At 62.1% G+C, this 17,361-nt stretch carries 16 protein-coding genes; 14 read left to right on the top strand and 2 right to left on the bottom strand.

Annotation, left to right across the window (positions count from 1 at the left end; translation table 11 throughout):
- The first annotated feature begins 27 nt into the window (after positions 1 to 27).
- The 8 genes from J0I64_RS14185 to J0I64_RS14150 all read left to right on the top strand — a co-directional run bounded on the left by J0I64_RS14185 (position 28) and on the right by J0I64_RS14150 (position 5,824).
- A complete protein-coding gene (locus J0I64_RS14185) occupies positions 28 to 486 on the top strand; it encodes a RidA family protein (protein ID WP_291409340.1) in 459 nt (152 codons plus the stop codon).
- 69 nt (positions 487 to 555) lie between these two features.
- On the top strand, positions 556 to 1,317 hold the full coding sequence (locus J0I64_RS14180) for a glycerophosphodiester phosphodiesterase family protein (protein ID WP_291409334.1): 762 nt from the start codon (positions 556 to 558) through the stop codon (positions 1,315 to 1,317).
- 37 nt (positions 1,318 to 1,354) lie between these two features.
- Positions 1,355 to 2,482, top strand: coding sequence for a GNAT family N-acetyltransferase (locus J0I64_RS14175; protein WP_291409338.1), 1,128 nt, complete (start codon positions 1,355 to 1,357; stop codon positions 2,480 to 2,482).
- A gap of 60 nt (positions 2,483 to 2,542) precedes the next feature.
- Entirely contained in the window at positions 2,543 to 3,670 is a 1,128-nt protein-coding gene (locus J0I64_RS14170) for a hypothetical protein (RefSeq protein WP_291409332.1), read from the top strand.
- A gap of 12 nt (positions 3,671 to 3,682) precedes the next feature.
- Positions 3,683 to 4,099, top strand: coding sequence for an HIT family protein (locus tag J0I64_RS14165; protein ID WP_291409329.1), 417 nt, complete (start codon positions 3,683 to 3,685; stop codon positions 4,097 to 4,099).
- A 95-nt stretch (positions 4,100 to 4,194) separates the two neighbouring features.
- Positions 4,195 to 4,908, top strand: a complete 714-nt coding sequence (lexA, locus tag J0I64_RS14160; protein ID WP_291409327.1) for a transcriptional repressor LexA — start codon at positions 4,195 to 4,197, stop codon at positions 4,906 to 4,908.
- A complete protein-coding gene (locus J0I64_RS14155; protein WP_291409325.1) occupies positions 4,908 to 5,288 on the top strand; it encodes a nuclear transport factor 2 family protein in 381 nt (126 codons plus the stop codon). The genes lexA and J0I64_RS14155 overlap by 1 nt, the downstream gene beginning before the upstream one ends.
- A gap of 98 nt (positions 5,289 to 5,386) precedes the next feature.
- On the top strand, positions 5,387 to 5,824 hold the full coding sequence (locus J0I64_RS14150; protein ID WP_291409323.1) for an EamA family transporter: 438 nt from the start codon (positions 5,387 to 5,389) through the stop codon (positions 5,822 to 5,824).
- 112 nt (positions 5,825 to 5,936) lie between these two features.
- Here the strand turns inward: J0I64_RS14150 and J0I64_RS14145 are convergent, their stop codons facing one another.
- Positions 5,937 to 7,745, bottom strand: a complete 1,809-nt coding sequence (locus J0I64_RS14145) for an IlvD/Edd family dehydratase (protein WP_291409321.1) — start codon at positions 7,743 to 7,745, stop codon at positions 5,937 to 5,939.
- 286 nt (positions 7,746 to 8,031) lie between these two features.
- Here J0I64_RS14145 and J0I64_RS14140 point away from each other — a divergent pair, with 286 nt between their 5' ends.
- From J0I64_RS14140 to J0I64_RS14125, 4 genes are read left to right on the top strand one after another with little or no spacing between them, the layout of a single operon-like run.
- On the top strand, positions 8,032 to 8,943 hold the full coding sequence (locus J0I64_RS14140; protein ID WP_291409319.1) for a 2-dehydro-3-deoxygalactonokinase: 912 nt from the start codon (positions 8,032 to 8,034) through the stop codon (positions 8,941 to 8,943).
- Positions 8,944 to 8,954: 11 nt separating this feature from the next.
- Complete coding sequence (locus J0I64_RS14135; RefSeq protein ID WP_291409317.1) at positions 8,955 to 9,566, top strand: 2-dehydro-3-deoxy-6-phosphogalactonate aldolase; 612 nt, start codon at positions 8,955 to 8,957, stop codon at positions 9,564 to 9,566.
- Positions 9,563 to 10,438: an SMP-30/gluconolactonase/LRE family protein gene (locus J0I64_RS14130; RefSeq protein ID WP_291409315.1), complete on the top strand. Its 876-nt coding sequence runs from the start codon at positions 9,563 to 9,565 to the stop codon at positions 10,436 to 10,438. The genes J0I64_RS14135 and J0I64_RS14130 overlap by 4 nt, the downstream gene beginning before the upstream one ends.
- A 9-nt stretch (positions 10,439 to 10,447) precedes the next feature.
- Positions 10,448 to 12,409 (top strand): beta-galactosidase, encoded by a 1,962-nt coding sequence (locus J0I64_RS14125; RefSeq protein ID WP_291409313.1) that lies wholly within the window; start codon positions 10,448 to 10,450, stop codon positions 12,407 to 12,409.
- On the opposite strand, the gene J0I64_RS14120 is transcribed toward J0I64_RS14125, so the two are convergent.
- On the bottom strand, positions 12,378 to 14,357 hold the full coding sequence (locus tag J0I64_RS14120) for a ComEC/Rec2 family competence protein (RefSeq protein ID WP_291409311.1): 1,980 nt from the start codon (positions 14,355 to 14,357) through the stop codon (positions 12,378 to 12,380). The two genes, J0I64_RS14125 and J0I64_RS14120, sit on opposite strands and share 32 nt — an antisense overlap.
- 227 nt (positions 14,358 to 14,584) lie before the next feature.
- On the opposite strand from J0I64_RS14120, the gene gltX reads away from it, so the two are divergent.
- On the top strand, positions 14,585 to 16,000 hold the full coding sequence (gene gltX / locus J0I64_RS14115) for a glutamate--tRNA ligase (protein ID WP_291409336.1): 1,416 nt from the start codon (positions 14,585 to 14,587) through the stop codon (positions 15,998 to 16,000).
- Positions 16,001 to 16,154: 154 nt separating this feature from the next.
- The coding region (gene gltA, locus J0I64_RS14110; protein WP_291409310.1) for a citrate synthase at positions 16,155 to 17,361 on the top strand (1,207 nt) is incomplete at its 3' end.

Below are 17,361 nucleotides of genomic sequence, written 5' to 3'. Positions count from 1 at the left end.
AGCAGAAGACCTGGAAGGCAAGACCAGATGACCGATCCGATCCAAAAGCTCCGCGAATATGGCTATGAGCTGCCCGCCCCCAAGGCGCCGGTCGCAAGCTATGTGCCTGTCACCCGCAGCGGCAATCTCCTCTACGTTTCGGGCCAGATCTCGTCCGGAGAGGGCGGCGTGGTGGGAGGCCGGCTGGGCGACACGATGAATGTTCAGCAAGGCGGCAACGCAGCCGAACTCGCCGCCATCAACGTGCTCTCGCAGATCGTCCATTCTGCCGGCGTGCCGCTCAGTGAGATCAAGAAGGTGCTGAAGCTGACGGTTCTCGTCTGCTCTGACCCGGAATTTACCGAGCAGCACCTCGTCGCCAATGGCGCTTCGAACCTGATCGTCGGCGTTCTCGGCGACAAGGGCAAGCACGCCCGCGCAGCCTTCGGCGTCACCTCGCTGCCACTCGGCGCAGCTGTTGAAATCGACGCCGTCGTCGAAGTCTGACACCACTCGTAATCGCACTGTCACGGAGGCGTGCGAACCGGACGCCTCCGATTTCACGGCAGATTTCTCATGACCGAACCGCTCTTTCCCCGCCCCATCGCCCATCGCGGCCTGCATGACCGCGCCAATGGCGTCATCGAAAACAGCGCCAGTGCCTTCGCCGCCGCGATTGCAGGCAATTTCGCCATCGAGTGCGACCTGCAGCTCACCAGCGATGGTGAGGCAGTTGTCTTCCACGACGAAACGCTTGAGCGCCTGACAGGCGAATCCGGCCTCGTCAGCGACCGTACCCTGGCGGAAATGACTAACCTCACCCTGCTCGACAGTGCCGCCCAGGACCGTCCGCAGACGTTTGATGCGTTCCTCGCGCAGGTTTCTGGCCGCGCGCTTCTGCAGGTCGAACTCAAGCACCAACCCACGCTCGATGCCACGCGCCGCCTCGCCAAGGTCGCCGCCGATACGCTGGCCAAATATGCCGGTCCGGTGACGGTCGAAAGCTTCGACCCGCGGCTGATCGCGCTCATTCGCGAATATGGCTTTGCCGGTCCGCGCGGGATCATCACCTATGACTATGAGGGTGAGGACTATCCGCCGGGTATCACTGAAGACGAGCGCTACACGCTGCGTCATCTGCTGCACTGGCACGAGACCCAGTTCGACTTCATTTCCTGTGCCAAGGACGCGCTGACGCTGCCGGCGATCACGTTCTGGCGCGCACTCGGCAAGCCGGTGACCGCCTGGACGATCCGTTCTAAGGTTGAAGCGGAGGCTGCGGCCCCCTACATCGACCAGATCGTGTTCGAAGGGTTCAACCCGGACAGTGTCTCCTAACGCGCTTTCTGCGACCATTCATCCATCGACGGCCTCTATTCCGGCCGAGCAGTGGAACAGCCTTGTGCCGGGCACCAATGGAGTGCCCGACAACCCGTTTCTCGACCACGCCTTCTTTCTCGCGCTCGAAGAATCAGGATGCGCGAACGGCCGGACCGGCTGGCAGCCCCAGCACATTCTACTGAGGGACGAAGAAGGCACAGCCCTCGGGCTCCTGCCGCTGTTCCTCAAGACCCATTCCATGGGTGAGTATGTATTTGACCACGGCTGGGCCCAGGCGTTGGAGCGCGCCGGTGGGCACTACTATCCCAAGCTGCAGGGGTCCGTGCCCTTCACACCGGTGACTGCGCCGAAGCTGCTGGTGCCCTCGGACAGCCTCGAAATCCGCGCGGCGCTGCTGTCTACGGCTGAGGAACTGGCTCGCCAGCGCAATGCCTCATCGGTGCACCTCACATTCCTGCCAGACGAAGACGCCGCCACGGCCGCGGCTTCGGGCTGGCTGAGCCGTGTCGATACGCAGTTCCATTGGCACAATGACGACTATCCCAGTTTCGACGCCTTTCTCGAGACGCTCTCCTCGCGAAAGCGCAAGGTGATCCGACGCGAGCGCCGCGACGCGCTTGCCGATGGCCTGACCATCCGCTGGTTGAGCGGCAGCGACATCAAGGAGCATCACTGGGACGCCTTCTTCGATTTTTACGAGGACACCGGCTCGCGAAAATGGGGCCAGCCCTACCTCAATCGCAAATTCTTCTCGCTGCTCGGCCAGTACATGGCCGATCGCGTGTTGCTGATCTTCGCCTATGAGGGCGACGAGCCTATTGCCGGCGCTATCAATTTCATCGGCAAGGACCGCCTCTATGGGCGCAACTGGGGCGCCACTCACGAGGTGCCGTTCCTGCATTTCGAGGTCTGCTACTATCAGGCCATCGACTATGCCATCGCCCATGGGCTCAAGGTCGTCGAGGCAGGCGCCCAGGGCGAACATAAACTCGCGCGCGGCTATACCCCCGTTGCGACCCACTCCGTCCACTGGATCGCCCATCCCGGCCTTCGCGACGCCGTCGCCGATTATCTTGAGGCCGAGCGTCCCGCAGTCGAGCGGGAACAAGAGGCCCTGGAAGGGTTTACACCCTTCCGCCGCGGCGAGCGACAGGAGCGTTAGCCCCTGGCAGTCGAGTGTGCTAGGGAAAGCTGACCCCACAACTCAGGAGAGCCGGGACCAATGGATTTTTGGGACGTCGTAGCCTTTATTCTCGAAGCCCTGCTCGTCTTCGTGGTGGCCACGACACTCTTCGACACCCTGCATTGGCTGCTGCATCGCTGGGAAAAATCCAAGATCCCGCTGCTGCGCACCTTCTCGTCCTGGCACTGGGTGCACCACAAATTCCTTGGTCTCGATATGCAGATCAACCCGGCCTATGCGCGCCAGAACATCTGGTTCCACGTGCTGCCGGAATATCTCACCTCGATGATCGCCATCGCCCTCTTTCTCATCGCGATTCCGTGGCAGCCGGTGGCGGTCGTGGCAGTGATCCGCACGGTCATGTTCGTCATGACGCTGCGCGAGGAAGGGCTCGACTACAACCACATGTCCATGGATCGCGTCGGCGGCAAGCAAGGCCTGTTGTGGGTGAACAACAACTACCACGCCATGCACCACGTCTATCCACACAACTTCTTCTCGTCCTTCGCCAATACCTTCGATCTCCTCGTTGGCACGACATGCCAGATTGAGAGCCGTCGCTTCCTCGTCACCGGTGCGAGCGGCGCCTTTGGCGCAGCCATGGTCAAGGCGCTGGAAAAGCGCGGCGCCATTGTCGAAGTGGCCAAGTCCGGTGTCGATTTCTCGGCCGGCAACTATGCCGGGATCGACGAAAAGCTGGCGCGCGCGGACGTTCTCGTTCTTTCGCACGGCGCCAAGACGGACGATTGCTGGAATGCCAACTACGTCACCTTCCGCGACCTCATCGAGCGCTTCACCCTTATGGGCAAGGACCGGTTGATGGCTCCCGAAGTGTGGGCCCTCGGCTCTGAAGTCGAATTCCACGGCGATATGGGGCTGGAGGAACTCAAGGACTACTCAAGCTCAAAGCGCGCTTTTGCCGCGCGGGCACGTCGCTATTATCGCTCGGACGATCTCATATACCGCCACATCGTCCCGTCCTCCTTCACCTCTGCCATGGGCAAGGGTGCGATGAGCGCCGAGACGGCCGTCAATATCGCCCTGTTCTTCATCACGCGCGGAGTCAAATACGTGCCCGTGACGCTGACCGGGCTTGCCGTGCTCAACTTCTTCCGCTTCCGCTATGCCAATAATGCCAGCGACGAAACGCTGGTGGCGGCCGAGTAATTCGAGGGACCCATGACTTACGATCCGACCAATATCTTCGCCAAGATTCTCAAGGGCGAACTGCCCTGCCACAAGGTTTTCGAAGACGACACGGCCCTGGTGATGATGGATATTTTTCCCCAGTCCAAGGGCCACACACTGGTCATCCCCAAGGCCGCGTCGCGTAACCTGCTGGATGCCGATCCTGCCGCTCTTTCGGCGGTGATGCCGCTCGTGCAGCGTGTGGCCAAGGCGGTGCAGGTAGCCACGAAGGCGGACGGCCTGCGCGTTGCCCAGTTCAACGAAGCCCCGGCGGGCCAAACGGTCTTCCACCTGCACTTCCACATCATCCCCGCCTACGAAGGCGTGCCGCTTGGCGCCCACGCCACTGGCCGGGCCGATGACGGGGAACTGGCACAGCTGGCCAAGGACATCGCCGCGGCCCTTTGAGGCCCAAAACGCGAAAAATCCCAAGACTCTTGCGGAACATAGGTGGAACACATATAGTCGTTCCGTCTATGTTCCGATTCTGGGGTCTAGGGGCGATGCTGACGCGCAAACAACACGAACTTCTCATGTTCATTCATGAACGCATGAAGGAAAGCGGCATTCCGCCGTCCTTTGACGAGATGAAGGATGCGCTCGATCTAGCCTCCAAGTCCGGCATTCACCGGCTGATCACGGCGCTGGAAGAACGCGGCTTCATTCGCCGCTTGCCCAACAGGGCCCGCGCGCTGGAAGTGGTCAAGCTCCCGGATTCGATGAACCCATCGCTGGGTGGCCGCAAGGCCCGCTTCGAGCCTGCTGTCATCGAGGGTAGCCTCGGCAAGGTCAGCGCTCCGCCGGCACGCGGCGTCGCGACCGAGGAATATGCCCGGCCGGTTTCGATCCCGGTCATGGGTCGCATCGCGGCCGGTACGCCTATCTCGGCCATTGAGCAGCACACCCATACCATTCAGGTGCCGCCCGAAATGCTCGGGGCCGGCGAACATTATGCGCTCGAAGTGCGCGGCGACTCGATGATCGAGGCCGGCATTTTTGACGGCGATACCGTCGTCATCAAGAAGCAGGATCAGGCCAGCACGGGCGAGATCGTCGTTGCGCTGGTGGATGACGAGGAAGCAACCCTCAAGCGGCTGCGCCGCAAGGGCAATACCGTGGCGCTGGAAGCAGCCAACCCCGCTTATGAAACCCGCATTTTCCCGCCTGACCGTGTGAAGGTTCAGGGCCGGCTCGTTGGCCTGTTGCGGAAATACTAATGAGCATGGCCGCCACGCCTGAGACGGTGATGGCGGCCTATGCCGACCTGATCAACCGGCATGACTTTTCTCTGCTGCTCCCGCTGATCGCCCCGGACGCCAGCTTCTGGTTCAGTTCCGGCACCTATCAGGGTCACGACGAAGCTCGCGCGGCTTTCGAGCGCACGTGGCAGCGCCTCGCCAACGAGACCTATTGGCTCGAAAATCTGGCCTGGATAGCCAAAGGCGACGACGCGGCCAGCTGCACCTATCGTTTCCATTGGCGTGCTATCGTCGACGGTCTTCCCGCCGAGGGCGTAGGACGAGGAACCTCGGTTCTTGCTCGACTCGGAGAGAGCTGGTTCATCGTTCATGAGCATCTGAGTGCCTACCCGAAATAGCGATGCGTCGAGTATCGCGGTCATGAGACGCGTCAGGTGCGGTTGCCAGAAACCTCGCTTACCGTGGTGTTGGCAGGCGTTGAACTAAGGAGTCGAAAATGGACCTACCTCTCTCCTCGTGGGTTTTCTGGGCTCTTCTGTCGGCGGCCTTCGCAGCATTGACTGCCGTTTTTGCCAAGGTTGGGATCGAGAACGTCAACTCCGATTTCGCCACGTTCATTCGGACCATCGTCATTCTCGGCGCCGCCGGAGGAATGGTGGCCCTGACGGGGCATTGGCAGGACCCATCCAGCGTCTCCGGCAAGACCTGGCTGTTCCTGGTTCTTTCCGGCTTGGCGACCGGTGCGTCCTGGATCTGCTATTTTCGCGCTCTCAAGCTGGGCAACGCGGCGCAAGTGGCGCCGATCGACAAGCTGAGCGTCGTTATGGTCGCGGTCTTTGCCGCGGTGTTTCTGGGCGAAAAACTGTCGGCCGTAAATTGGCTCGGCGTCGTTCTCATTGCTGCGGGCGCCGTGTTGGTCGCCCTGCAGATCTAGTAATGAGCCCCCTTGTTCGCCCACACAGGCGATAAGTATCTGAGATGACCAAATAAAAGAGCGGGCAGCACTGTGTGCTGCCCGCTCTTTTGCGTAGACGCTCTGTTACGCCTTAGTGGTTGTCGCGCGGCAGGCCTTCGTTCTGGGCGATGCGCTGGTACTTTTCTGCGGGCTTCAGGATGGCGCCGTCGCCGAGCTGGCCGACGATGCCGCGCTGGATTTCCTGCCACGGGGTCTGGTGCTTGGGGAACTTGTAACCACCAGCAGCTTCAAGGGCGGCGCGACGGGTCGCGATTTCCTCGGCCGAGATCAGGATATCGGCTTCGCCCTTGTTGAGATCGATGCGCACGCGGTCGCCGGTCTTGAGGATGGCGAGGTTGCCACCGGCAGCGGCTTCAGGCGAGGCGTTGAGGATCGAGGGAGAACCCGAGGTACCCGACTGGCGACCATCACCGATACAGGCGAGCGAGGAGATGCCCTTCTTGATGAGGTAGGCCGGCGGACGCATGTTGACGACTTCGGCAGCACCCGGATAGCCGATCGGGCCAGCGCCGCGCATAAAGAGCAGCGTGTGCTCGTCGATGTCGAGCGAAGGATCGTCGATGCGGTGGTGGTAGTCTTCCGGACCATCGAAAACCACCGCCTTGCCTTCGAACATGCCCGGGTGTTCCGGATTGTTCAGGTAGCGATCGCGGAATTCCTGCGAAATCACCGAGGTCTTCATGATGGCGGTGTCGAAGAGATTGCCACGCAGCACGAGGAAGCCGGCATCGACCTTGAGCGGCTGATCGAAGGGACGAATGACCTTCTCGTCCTGGATCGTGGTCGCGCGGCAGTTTTCGCCAATGGTCTTGCCGTTGACGGTCGGCGCGTTCTCGCGGATCAGGCCCTGCTTCATCAGCTCGTTGACCACCGCCGGCACGCCGCCGGCATGGTAGTAATCTTCGCCGAGATATTCACCGGCCGGCTGCAGGTTGACCAAGAGCGGCACCTTGTGGCCGTAGGTCTGGAAGTCCTGCAATTCCAGCTCAACGCCGATATGCTTGGCAATGGCCTGGATATGGATCGGCGCATTGGTCGAGCCACCGATCGCCGAATTGACGACGATGGTGTTGATGAAGTTGTCCTTCGTGAGAATGTCGGACGGCTTCAGGTCTTCGTGGACCATGTCGACAATACGCTTGCCGGTGCGGTAGGCCATTTCCTGGCGATCGCGGTAGGGCGCCGGAATAGCGGCCGAACCCGGAAGCTGCATGCCAAGCGACTCGGCCAGCGAGTTCATCGTGGTGGCGGTGCCCATGGTGTTGCAGAAACCCGTCGAGGGAGCTGACGAGGCGACGAGTTCGATGAACTGGGCGTAGTCGATCTCGCCGGCAGCCATCATCTGACGGGCCTTCCAGACGATCGTACCCGAACCGGTGCGTTCGCCCTTGTGCCAGCCATTGAGCATCGGGCCAACCGACAGGGCGATCGCCGGAATGTTCACGGTAGCCGCGCCCATCAGCATGGCCGGGGTGGTCTTGTCGCAGCCGATGGTCAGCACCACGCCATCGAGCGGGTAGCCATAGAGCACTTCGACGAGGCCGAGGTAGGCAAGGTTACGGTCGAGGCCCGCGGTCGGGCGCTTGCCGGTTTCCTGGATCGGGTGGACCGGGAATTCGATGGCGATACCGCCGGCTTCACGAATGCCCTCACGCACGCGCTCGGCCAGAACCATGTGGTGACGGTTACAAGGGCTGAGGTCGGAGCCGGTCTGCGCGATGCCGATGATCGGCTTGTTTGATTGTAGCTCTTCGCGCGAAACGCCGAAGTTCATGTAGCGCTCGAGATAGAGCGCGGTCATGTCCGGGTTTTCGGGATTATCGAACCAAGCACGCGAGCGCAGCTTCTTCGGGGCACCGGCGCCATTGTCAGTCGTCATCGTCAAATTCCTTTTCCGTCCGCCGCAGCGAACCGTGGGGCCTTGGTTGACCCCGTTCTATCACGGCAAGCGCCGGTGTGAACGGCTCCAAACAAAAAAATCATACAATTGATTGACGCGGTGCAACAGACCCCAGATGTGCCGGAACGCTCTGAAAATCTTACAAATCGAGGGGATCGCCAGCGCCCGCTCGGGTAGCGGGTGCAGCGGAACGCCCTGTTCAGAGCGGACGAAGCCCATTAGGGTCGCGCCGCATTCAATAGGCGTTCGTCGAGGAGAGTTTGGGTTGAGCGAATCTGTTGCGTGGATTGCCGTCGATTGGGGCACATCCAATCTCCGGGGCTGGACGATCGATGCGGGCGGCAACGTCCTCGCGTCCCGCAGTTCACCCAAGGGCATGGGCAAGCTCGCCCGCGAGGAATTCCCGGCAGCGCTGTCCGAATTGCTCGACGGCGTGGACCTTGCCGGCCCTACGGATGTTCTCGTTTGCGGCATGGCCGGCGCGCGGCAGGGTTGGCTCGAAGCGCCCTATCTCGAAGCGCCGACGGACCTGCGTGGCCTGCTCAAGGGCGCGGTTCGGCCTGATAGCGGTTCGGACAAGCTGAGGGTTTCGATCCTGCCCGGCGTTTGCCAGAAGCAGGGCGCGGACAATGTCATGCGCGGCGAGGAGACGCAGCTTCTGGGGCTCGCAAGCACCCTGCCCGGCTATTCCGGCCTCGTCTGCATGCCCGGCACGCACTCGAAATGGGCGCTGCTCGACGGTACAAACATCAAACATTTTACCACCGCGATGACCGGCGAGATGTTTGAGCTTCTCTCCACCCACTCGGTGCTGCGCCATTCGCTTGGCGGCGACCTTGATACGCCAGAGCGCGCGGATGGGTTTGCGGCGGGTGCGAAGGATGGGCTGGAGCATCCGGCTGACCTGCTTGGCCAATTGTTCCGCGTTCGCGCCAGCGCGCTGGTTTCGGGCCGTCAGCCGGCATGGTGCGCAGGCTATCTCTCAGGCCTTCTCATTGGCACCGAGATTGCTGCCAATCGCCACCAAATCGGTAACGAACCGGTTCCGCTGATCGGTTCGCATGTGCTCTGCGCCCTTTATGGCCAGGTGCTGGAAATGGCCGGCGCTGCCGGTCGCCCCGTCGATGCTACTGCTGTCGTGCTGGCTGGCCTTAAGGCCGCCCGCGACGCTGCCTAAGGAGTTTTGCCATGTCCCACCGCCATATCATCGCCATCCTGCGCGGCATCACCAATGAAGAAGCCGTGCCGGTCTGCACCGCGCTCGTCGAAGCCGGCATTACGCTCATCGAAGTGCCGCTCAATTCGCCCAATGCACTCGAAAGCATTTCGCGCGCAGCAAAGGCACTGTCCGATCGCGCGGAGATCGGCGCAGGCACAGTCCTGACCGAAGAGAACGTCCGCGCCGTCGCTGCTGCAGGCGGTAGGTTCATTGTGTCGCCCGATACCAATGAAGCCGTGATTGCCGAGACGGTGAAGCTGGGCCTCAAGTCCTATCCCGGCGTGTTCTCGCCGAGCGACGCTTTCAAGGCGATCCGTACGGGTGCGACGGGGCTAAAATTCTTCCCGGCGGAAGTGCTGGGCTCGAAGGGGATCAAGGCCATGAAGGCGGTGCTGCCGCCGGACCTGCCGCTTTATGCCGTGGGCGGGGCCAATCCCGACAACTTTGACGAGTTCTTTGCCGTGGGCTGCTCTGGCTTCGGGCTCGGGACCTATATCTACAAGCCTGGCATGAGCGTGTCGGAAGTCGCCGAGCGCGCGGCCATAGCGGTTGCTGCCTACGACAAGGGAGCCAAGGCATGACCGACACTGCGCGTCTTCTGATCGACAGCAAATGCGAATTGGGCGAAGGCCCGATCTGGCATGGTGAGCGTCAGCAGCTTTTCTGGTTCGACATCAACGAGCAGTCGCTGTTCGCCGCCAATGCGGACGGCGAAATCGAGGAAAGCTGGCTGTTCAACGAGACGGTCGCGGCGGCGGCGATCATCGACCGGGACCGACTGGCCATCGCCAGCGAGAATGGCCTGATCGAGTTTGACCTTCGCGTGGGCGGCATGAACCGCTTGCACGACATCGAGCGCGAAATCCCGGCCAATCGCACGAATGACAGCCGTGTCCATCCGTCCGGCGCGTTCTGGATCGGGACGATGGTCAAGGAAGAGGGGCCGAAGGACGGCTCGGTCTACCACTACCGCAACGGACAGCTCAAAAAGATCATCGAGAATGTCGCCATTCCGAATGCGACCTGCTTCTCGCCTGATGGGCGGATCGCCTACTGGACCGACACGCCGACCAAGAAAATCTTGAAGTGCGCGACCGATCCCAAGACAGGCCTGCCGGTCGGCGAATGGGAACTGTTTGCTGACGTTTCGGACCATCGCGGCTGGCCCGATGGCGCTGTGGTCGATAGCGAAGGCTATCTCTGGAATGCCCGCTGGGGCGGTAGCTGCGTTGTTCGGTTTGCGCCGGATGGGTCTATCGACCGTATCGTCGAAGTGCCGGTCAGCCAGGTCACCTGCCCCGCTTTTGGCGGCAAGGATCTCAAGACGCTGTTCATCACCACCGCAGCCAAGACGCTGACGCCAGAACAGCTTGCTGCCGAAAAGGTGGCCGGGGGCGTCTTTGCTATCGAGGTCGATGTTGCCGGCCTGCCTGAAACTCCCATAAAGCTCTGAGACTACGCCATGTCCATCAGTCCTACCCTCGGCGTTTGCTATTATCCCGAACACTGGCCCGAAGAGTGGTGGGACAAGGACGCGGCCCGCATGGCCGAAGTCGGCATCAAGTATGTCCGTATCGGCGAATTCGCCTGGTCGCGGCTGGAGCCGACGCCGGGTAATCTGCAGCTCGACTGGATGATCCGGGCCATGGATGTGCTCGGCAAGCATGGCCTCAGGGTCATTGTCGGCACGCCGACCGCGACGCCACCGCGCTGGATGGTCGACAAGCACCCGGACATGCTGGGCGTCGACGCTCGCGGACAGCGCAAGGGCTTTGGCTCGCGCCGCCACTATGACTTTTCGCATCTGCCCTATCGCCAGGAGTCGGCGCGGATCACACAGATCCTTGCCGATGCGCTCAGCGACCATCCGGCGCTTGCTGGCTGGCAGACCGACAATGAATATGGCTGCCACGGCACGACCTATTCCTACTCGCCGGCAGCGCTTGACGGTTTCCGGAAATGGCTCGCTGACCGTTACGGGTCGATCGAGGCGCTGAACGAAGCCTGGGGCAATGTGTTCTGGTCGATGGAGTATAATCGCTTCGACCAGATCGAGCTGCCGAACCTGCTCGTGTGCGAGCCCAATCCGATCCACGACCTCGACTTCCGCCGTTATTCCTCGGATCAGGTCTGCGCCTTCAACAAGGTGCAGTACGATATCCTGAAGGCCAAGCGGCCGGACCTGCCGGTCATCCATAACTTCATGAGCCGGTACACGGAGTTCGACCATTACGACCTAGCCGAAACGCTCGATGTCGCCAGCTGGGACTCCTATCCGATCGGCCACCTCGCGGTGAGCGATGAGAGCGAAGACCTGAAGCGCCAGTACATGCGCCAGGGCGACCCGGACAATGCGGCGTTCCATCACGATCTCTACCGCACGGTCGGCCATGGCCGCTGGTGGGTGATGGAGCAGCAGCCGGGGCCGGTGAACTGGGCCAAGTTCAACCCCGATCCGCTGCCTGGCATGGCTCGCCTCTGGGCTTGGGAAGCGTTCGCGCATGGCGCCGAGGTGGTTTCCTATTTCCGCTGGCGGCAGGCGCCGTTTGCGCAGGAGCAAATGCATGCCGGCCTGCTGCGGCCCGATAGCGAGCCTGCACCCGCCTATGGCGAAGCGAGCCAGGTGGCTGAGGAACTCAAACTGACGGGCCTCGATGGTCCGGTGGGCAAGGCGCGTGTCGCTGTTGTCTTCGACTATGACAGCGAATGGGCCTGGGAAGTGCAGCCGCAGGCGCAGGGGTTCAAGCACGGTGCCCATGTGCGGGATATCTATGCCGCCTTCCGCAAGCATGGCGTCGATATCGATGTTCTGTCGCCCAAGACCAAGAGCTTTGCGGGCTACGATATTGTCGCGATTCCGGCGCTGTTTGCGTGGACGGAGGAGCTGCGCGAAGCCGTGGCGGCCTTTGAGGGCTATCTGCTGATTGGTCCGCGTACGGGCTCGAAGACCAAGAGCTTCTCCATCCCCGCAAGGCTCGGGCCGGACCTGTCGCCTAACCTGCTCGATGCACGGGTGACGCGAGTCGACAGCATTCCAGCCCATGTTTCGGTCACGGTGAAGGGTGGCGGCTCGACGCGGCTTTGGCGCGAAAAGGTCGAGACGCGCGGCGAAGTGGTGATGGAAGACAATGAAGGCGTGCCAGTGCTGATTTCGCAGGGCAAGCTGTTCTACCTGACCGCCAGTGGCGACCGGGCGCTGATGCAGCGCGTTGCGGACTATCTCATCGCCGAGGCCGATCTGCCGATCCTGAACCTGCCAGCCGGCGTTCGCGCCCGCAGCCGCGCCGGCTTCCGCGTCTATGTGAACTACTCGGCTGGCCCGGCAACGCTGAGTCCTGCCGTTGACGAAAGCGGTTATGTCGTCGGCTCTGCCGAAGTGCCGGCCGCTGGGGTCACCGTGGCACGACTCGCCAAGGTCGATTGAGAGTTTCGATGGCCGGACGGATTTCGAAACGCCCGGCCATTTCGTCCCAGCGGAGCCAGTGAACGCCGCCAGCGGCAAGGTCCCTTGGACCGATGAACTGCCCATCCGCACCGCAGCCTTTCGGCGCATCGACGCGCGTGATGACGAGATTCTGGCCAAAACAGTCTTCAGGGAACGCCGCGGCATTGCGTACGACGGCGATGCTGAAGTCTGGTGTCTCAACGATACAGCCGAGACTGTCGCACCTGGAAGACGAGTGCTTTGCGGCAATCTCAGTCTGATAGTGTCGGCTCCAGACATCGACGGCAAAGCTGCCGGTTCGCCCGCTGATGAGGGCAAGCCCCTCGCCGTCCCGCACGGCGACCGCCTGGGTCGTATCGGCGACCAGCACATCGGGTCGCGGGGCAAAGCCGAAAACCAGAACGACCGGAACCAGAACTGCCGGCGCGAGCAGGCGCCATTTTCCTTCGGCGAAGGCAAACCAGCCGAGCGCGACGAGGGCGGCCACAAGGGTCCAACTGGCCAATATCGGATTGCCGGAAATGCCGGCGCTCCAGCCGGCAACCAGGTCGGCCACATCGACCATCCGATCGATGTTCCAGCCCATGAATTTCAGAAACAGGTCGTCCAACCCAAATGGCATGGCGAGGATGGCGAGAACGCCGAACCACATGATGAGGCTGACGAAGGGCAAGGCCAGCACATTGCCTAAAACCCCGAGGGGGGCCGTTTGCTGAAAATGGTAGGCGGAAAAGAGCAGCGTCGCGGCCCCGGCGACGAAGCTTGTCCAGGCGGTGGCCGACACGAAGCGGACGGCGCGCCCTACGCTCCCGCCGCCCTTGGGCGAGGTTCGAGGCAGCTCATATATGCCGATGAGCGCGACCACGGCGGCGAAAGACAGCTGGAAGCTTGCACGGAAGACGCTGGCGGGGTCGATGACGATGATCACCAGCGCGGCAACGGCGACATTGCGCATAGTGAGCGCCTGACGACCCGCCAGCACGGCGCCGAAAATCAGCCCCAGCATGAGCGTTGAACGGAAGGCGGGCACGTTGTCCATGCCGCCGGCCAGCAAGAGGTAACCGAAGGCGGCGGAGAGGCCAGCGATGGCGGCGACGTGCTTGACCGGCCAGATCAGTGCGATGGGGAAGCACGCCAGCAGCAGTCTCACGAGCCAGAAAATGCCACCGGCGACGATGGAGAGGTGCAGGCCGGAGATGGAATAGACATGGGCGAGGCCGGACGCGGCCATGACGTCGCGTGTCTCATCGGTGATGGCGCTCTGGTCGCCCATCATCATGGCCTTGCCTATCGCGGCGCTTTCGCCGATCAGCGCCAGATCTATCCGTGCGGCGATGTTGTTGCGCAGTGCTTGCACGCGGCGGGCCAAATCGCCTTCGTCTCCCTGCGCGACCAGGGTGACCGGCCCGATCGCGTTGCCATAGGCGCCGATGCCGGCAAAATAGGCGTGGAACTGGCTGTCAAAGGCTCCGGGCAGCACGGGGCCAGGCACGGGCGCGAGCCGGATGCGGGCCTCTATCTGGTCTCCTATCTCCACTGCCGGCTCAACCGGAAGCAGAACGCGGGCGCGCCGGATCGGGAGAGATCGATCGCCGTCCTGAGGTGTCAGCGCGGATACGACCACCCGCGCGCCGCCGTCATCAACGGAAAGAACCTCATCGATCCGCATCTCGTAGGTGCCATAGGCCGGCGCTCGCAGCATTGCGGTCCCGAAAGCATATCCATGGATGGGCAGCAGGCAGAAGCCGAGCCAGATGGCCGCCAGCTGAATGGCGAAGCGCATGGCAGGCAGAGACGCAATGGCGACGCTACCGAGCAACAGACCGGTAACAATAAGACTACTGATCATGTAATTGTAGAAGCTCGGTTCCGCGCGCAGTGCAGCATAAGCAATGAGCCCGAGGATCAGGCTGAAGGGGAGAAGCACAAAGAGACGTCGTTGCTCGATCGACCCGACCAACGTGGCAGCAAGCGAGCGCCAGGCCGCGTTCGGCCAACGGACAACGCCGGCGCCAAGCGCAACAGGGCCGCCTCCAGCCCGTAGAACAACCTGCCCCTGCCTTGCCCCCACTTGCGACACCGTGCGCTCCTGCCCTTGCGCTCAAGCCCGCCTATGCTACACACGGCCCGAAATTCCCTCAATTCGTTCCGGTTATCATGTCCCAGGTCGTCACTCGCTTCGCTCCCTCTCCTACCGGGTACCTGCATATCGGCGGCGCCCGCACCGCTCTGTTCAGCTGGGCCTTTGCCAAGAACCAGGGCGGCAAGATGCTGCTGCGCATCGAGGACACCGACCGCGAACGTTCGACCGAAGCTGCAGTCGTCGCACTTATCGATGGGCTCAAGTGGCTTGGTCTTGACTGGGAAGGCGAGCCGATCAGCCAGTTCGCCCGCGCCTCGCGCCATGCCGAAGTGGCGCATGAGCTGGTGAAGATGGGCCATGCCTATTACTGCTACTGCTCGCCCGAAGAGCTCGACCAGATGCGCGAAGACGCTCGCGCAGCCGGCAAGCCGCCGCGCTACAACGGCTATTGGCGCGATCGCGACCCGAAGGAAGCCCCGGAAGGCATTTCGCCGGTCATCCGCATCAAGGCGCCGCTGTCGGGCGAAATCGTCGTGCACGACCACGTGCAGGGCGATGTTGTGTTCAAGACCGAGAACCTCGACGACTTCATCATCCTGCGCTCGGACGGTACGCCGACCTACATGCACGCCGTGGTGGTCGACGACCACGACATGGGCGTCACCCATATCATTCGTGGCGACGACCACCTGACCAATGCCGCGCGCCAGATCATCATCTACAACGCCATGGGCTGGACCGTGCCGGAGATGGCGCACATTCCGCTGATCCATGGCCCGGATGGCGCGAAACTGTCCAAGCGTCACGGTGCGCTTGGCGTCGAGGCCTACCGCCAGATGGGCTATCTGCCGGCCGCAGTCCGCAACTATCTCGCCCGCCTGGGCTGGAGCCATGGCGACGAAGAAATCTTCTCGACTGATCAGATGGTGGAGTGGTTCAGCCTTGAAGCCCTCAACAAGGGCGCGGCGCGCTTTGACTTCGTCAAGCTCGAGAACATCAACGGCCACTATATCCGCGAAGCCGACCCAACCTATCTCTACAACGTCATGATCGACACGGCCAAGGAAGTCGGCCGCGACGAGGACGCCAAGGGCCTGATGGCGAACCACAACACGGTGCTGGCCGCCCTGCCCGAGCTGCAGCCGCGCGCCAAGACGGTGCTGGAGCTGATCGACCTTGCGCAGTTCATCTATGCCCTGCGCCCGATCACGCCAGATGCTGCCGCGGCCGCCCTGCTGACGCCGGAAGCCAAGGTGGTCCTCGCCGGTATTGCCGAAACGTTAGGGGGCCTTGCCGATTGGTCAGTGCCGGCCATCGACGCTGCCATGCGCGAACTGGCCGAAGCCAAGGGCCTCAAACTCGGCAAGCTCGCCCAGCCGCTGCGCGCGGCCCTTACGGGACGGACAGTTTCGCCGGGAATCTTCGAGGTCATGGTGCTGATCGGCCGGGAAGAATCGATGGCACGTTTGGGTGACCAAATCGCTTAAGGCCGGGGTAGGCAGAGGGTAACCCCTGCTTACCTATCGGTTGCCTCGGCGGGGCAAAAACTGATACCTCTGCGGTCATCAATCGGCACCGTTGCAGGTGCTGCCCCGCTTCCCCTCCCTTCCCTCGGAGCGTGGGCAAAACGAGGAGAGCTCAATGACCGAAAAAGTCGCCAAACTCGTCGTCGGAGACCAGACCGTCGAATTTCCAATTCTGAGCGGAACCGTGGGTCCGGATGTCGTCGACATCCGCTCGCTTTACGCAAAGACGGGCCTGTTCACCTACGATCCGGGCTTTACCTCCACGGCAGCCTGCGACAGCGCCATCACCTATATCGACGGCGACAAGGGCGAACTTCTCTATCGCGGTTACCCGATCGAGCAGCTTGCCGCAAAATCCAACTATCTCGAAGTCTGTTACCTTCTGCTCTACGGCGAACTTCCGTCCGCCAAGCAGTTCAAGGAATTCGAGCAGCTCGTCACGCGCCACACCATGGTGCACGAGCAGATGCACTACTTCTACCGCGGTTTCCGCCGTGACGCCCACCCGATGGCCGTGATGACCGGCGTCGTCGGCGCAATGGCCGCCTTCTACCACGACTCGACCGACATCAACGATCCCGAGCAGCGCGAGATCGCCTCGATCCGCATGATCGCCAAGATCCCGACCCTGGCCGCCATGGCCTACAAGTACTCGGTCGGCCAGCCGTTCGTGTACCCACGCAACGATCTCGACTACGCGTCGAACTTCCTCCACATGTGCTTCTCGGTGCCGGCGGAAGAATACAAGGTGAACCCGGAAATCGCCCGCGCGATGGACTTGATCTTCACCCTGCACGCCGACCACGAGCAGAACGCGTCGACCTCGACCGTACGTCTCTCCGGTTCGTCCGATGCCAACCCGTTCGCCTGTATCGCAGCTGGCGTGGCCTGCCTCTGGGGCCCTGCCCATGGTGGCGCCAACGAGGCCGCGCTCAACATGCTGCGCGAAATCGGCACGGTTGATCGCATTCCCGAATATATCGCCCGCGCCAAGGACAAGAACGATCCGTTCCGCCTGATGGGTTTTGGTCACCGCGTCTACAAGAACTACGACCCGCGCGCCAAGGTCATGCAGGAAACGGCAAACCGCGTGCTGGACCTGCTCGGCGTCGAGAACAACCCGACGCTGCAAGTTGCCAAGGAACTCGAGCGCATCGCGTTGTCCGACCCGTACTTCGTCGATCGCAAGCTCTATCCGAACGTCGATTTCTATTCGGGCGTCATCCTCGACGCGATCGGCTTCCCGACCTCGATGTTCACCGTGCTCTTCGCCGTTGCCCGCACTGTTGGCTGGATCAGCCAGTGGAAGGAAATGATCGGCG

The sequence above is a fragment of the Devosia sp. genome (assembly GCF_017307565.1).
In the GTDB taxonomy this organism is placed as follows: Bacteria; Pseudomonadota; Alphaproteobacteria; order Rhizobiales; family Devosiaceae; genus Devosia.
The sequence above is the reverse complement of the archived record's forward strand: the minus strand, read 5'-3'. Positions and strand labels throughout refer to the sequence as shown.

Bases quoted from the DNA above. Each gene is read 5' to 3' on its own strand.
- J0I64_RS14185 (WP_291409340.1), top strand. From the start codon at position 28: ATGACCGATCCGATCCAAAAGCTCCGCGAATATGGCTATGAGCTGCCC.
- J0I64_RS14180 (WP_291409334.1), top strand. From the start codon at position 556: ATGACCGAACCGCTCTTTCCCCGCCCCATCGCCCATCGCGGCCTGCAT.
- J0I64_RS14170 (WP_291409332.1), top strand. From the start codon at position 2,543: ATGGATTTTTGGGACGTCGTAGCCTTTATTCTCGAAGCCCTGCTCGTC.
- J0I64_RS14165 (WP_291409329.1), top strand. From the start codon at position 3,683: ATGACTTACGATCCGACCAATATCTTCGCCAAGATTCTCAAGGGCGAA.
- lexA (WP_291409327.1), top strand. From the start codon at position 4,195: ATGCTGACGCGCAAACAACACGAACTTCTCATGTTCATTCATGAACGC.
- J0I64_RS14155 (WP_291409325.1), top strand. From the start codon at position 4,908: ATGAGCATGGCCGCCACGCCTGAGACGGTGATGGCGGCCTATGCCGAC.
- J0I64_RS14150 (WP_291409323.1), top strand. From the start codon at position 5,387: ATGGACCTACCTCTCTCCTCGTGGGTTTTCTGGGCTCTTCTGTCGGCG.
- J0I64_RS14145 (WP_291409321.1), bottom strand. From the start codon at position 7,745: ATGACGACTGACAATGGCGCCGGTGCCCCGAAGAAGCTGCGCTCGCGT.
- J0I64_RS14135 (WP_291409317.1), top strand. From the start codon at position 8,955: ATGTCCCACCGCCATATCATCGCCATCCTGCGCGGCATCACCAATGAA.
- J0I64_RS14130 (WP_291409315.1), top strand. From the start codon at position 9,563: ATGACCGACACTGCGCGTCTTCTGATCGACAGCAAATGCGAATTGGGC.
- J0I64_RS14125 (WP_291409313.1), top strand. From the start codon at position 10,448: ATGTCCATCAGTCCTACCCTCGGCGTTTGCTATTATCCCGAACACTGG.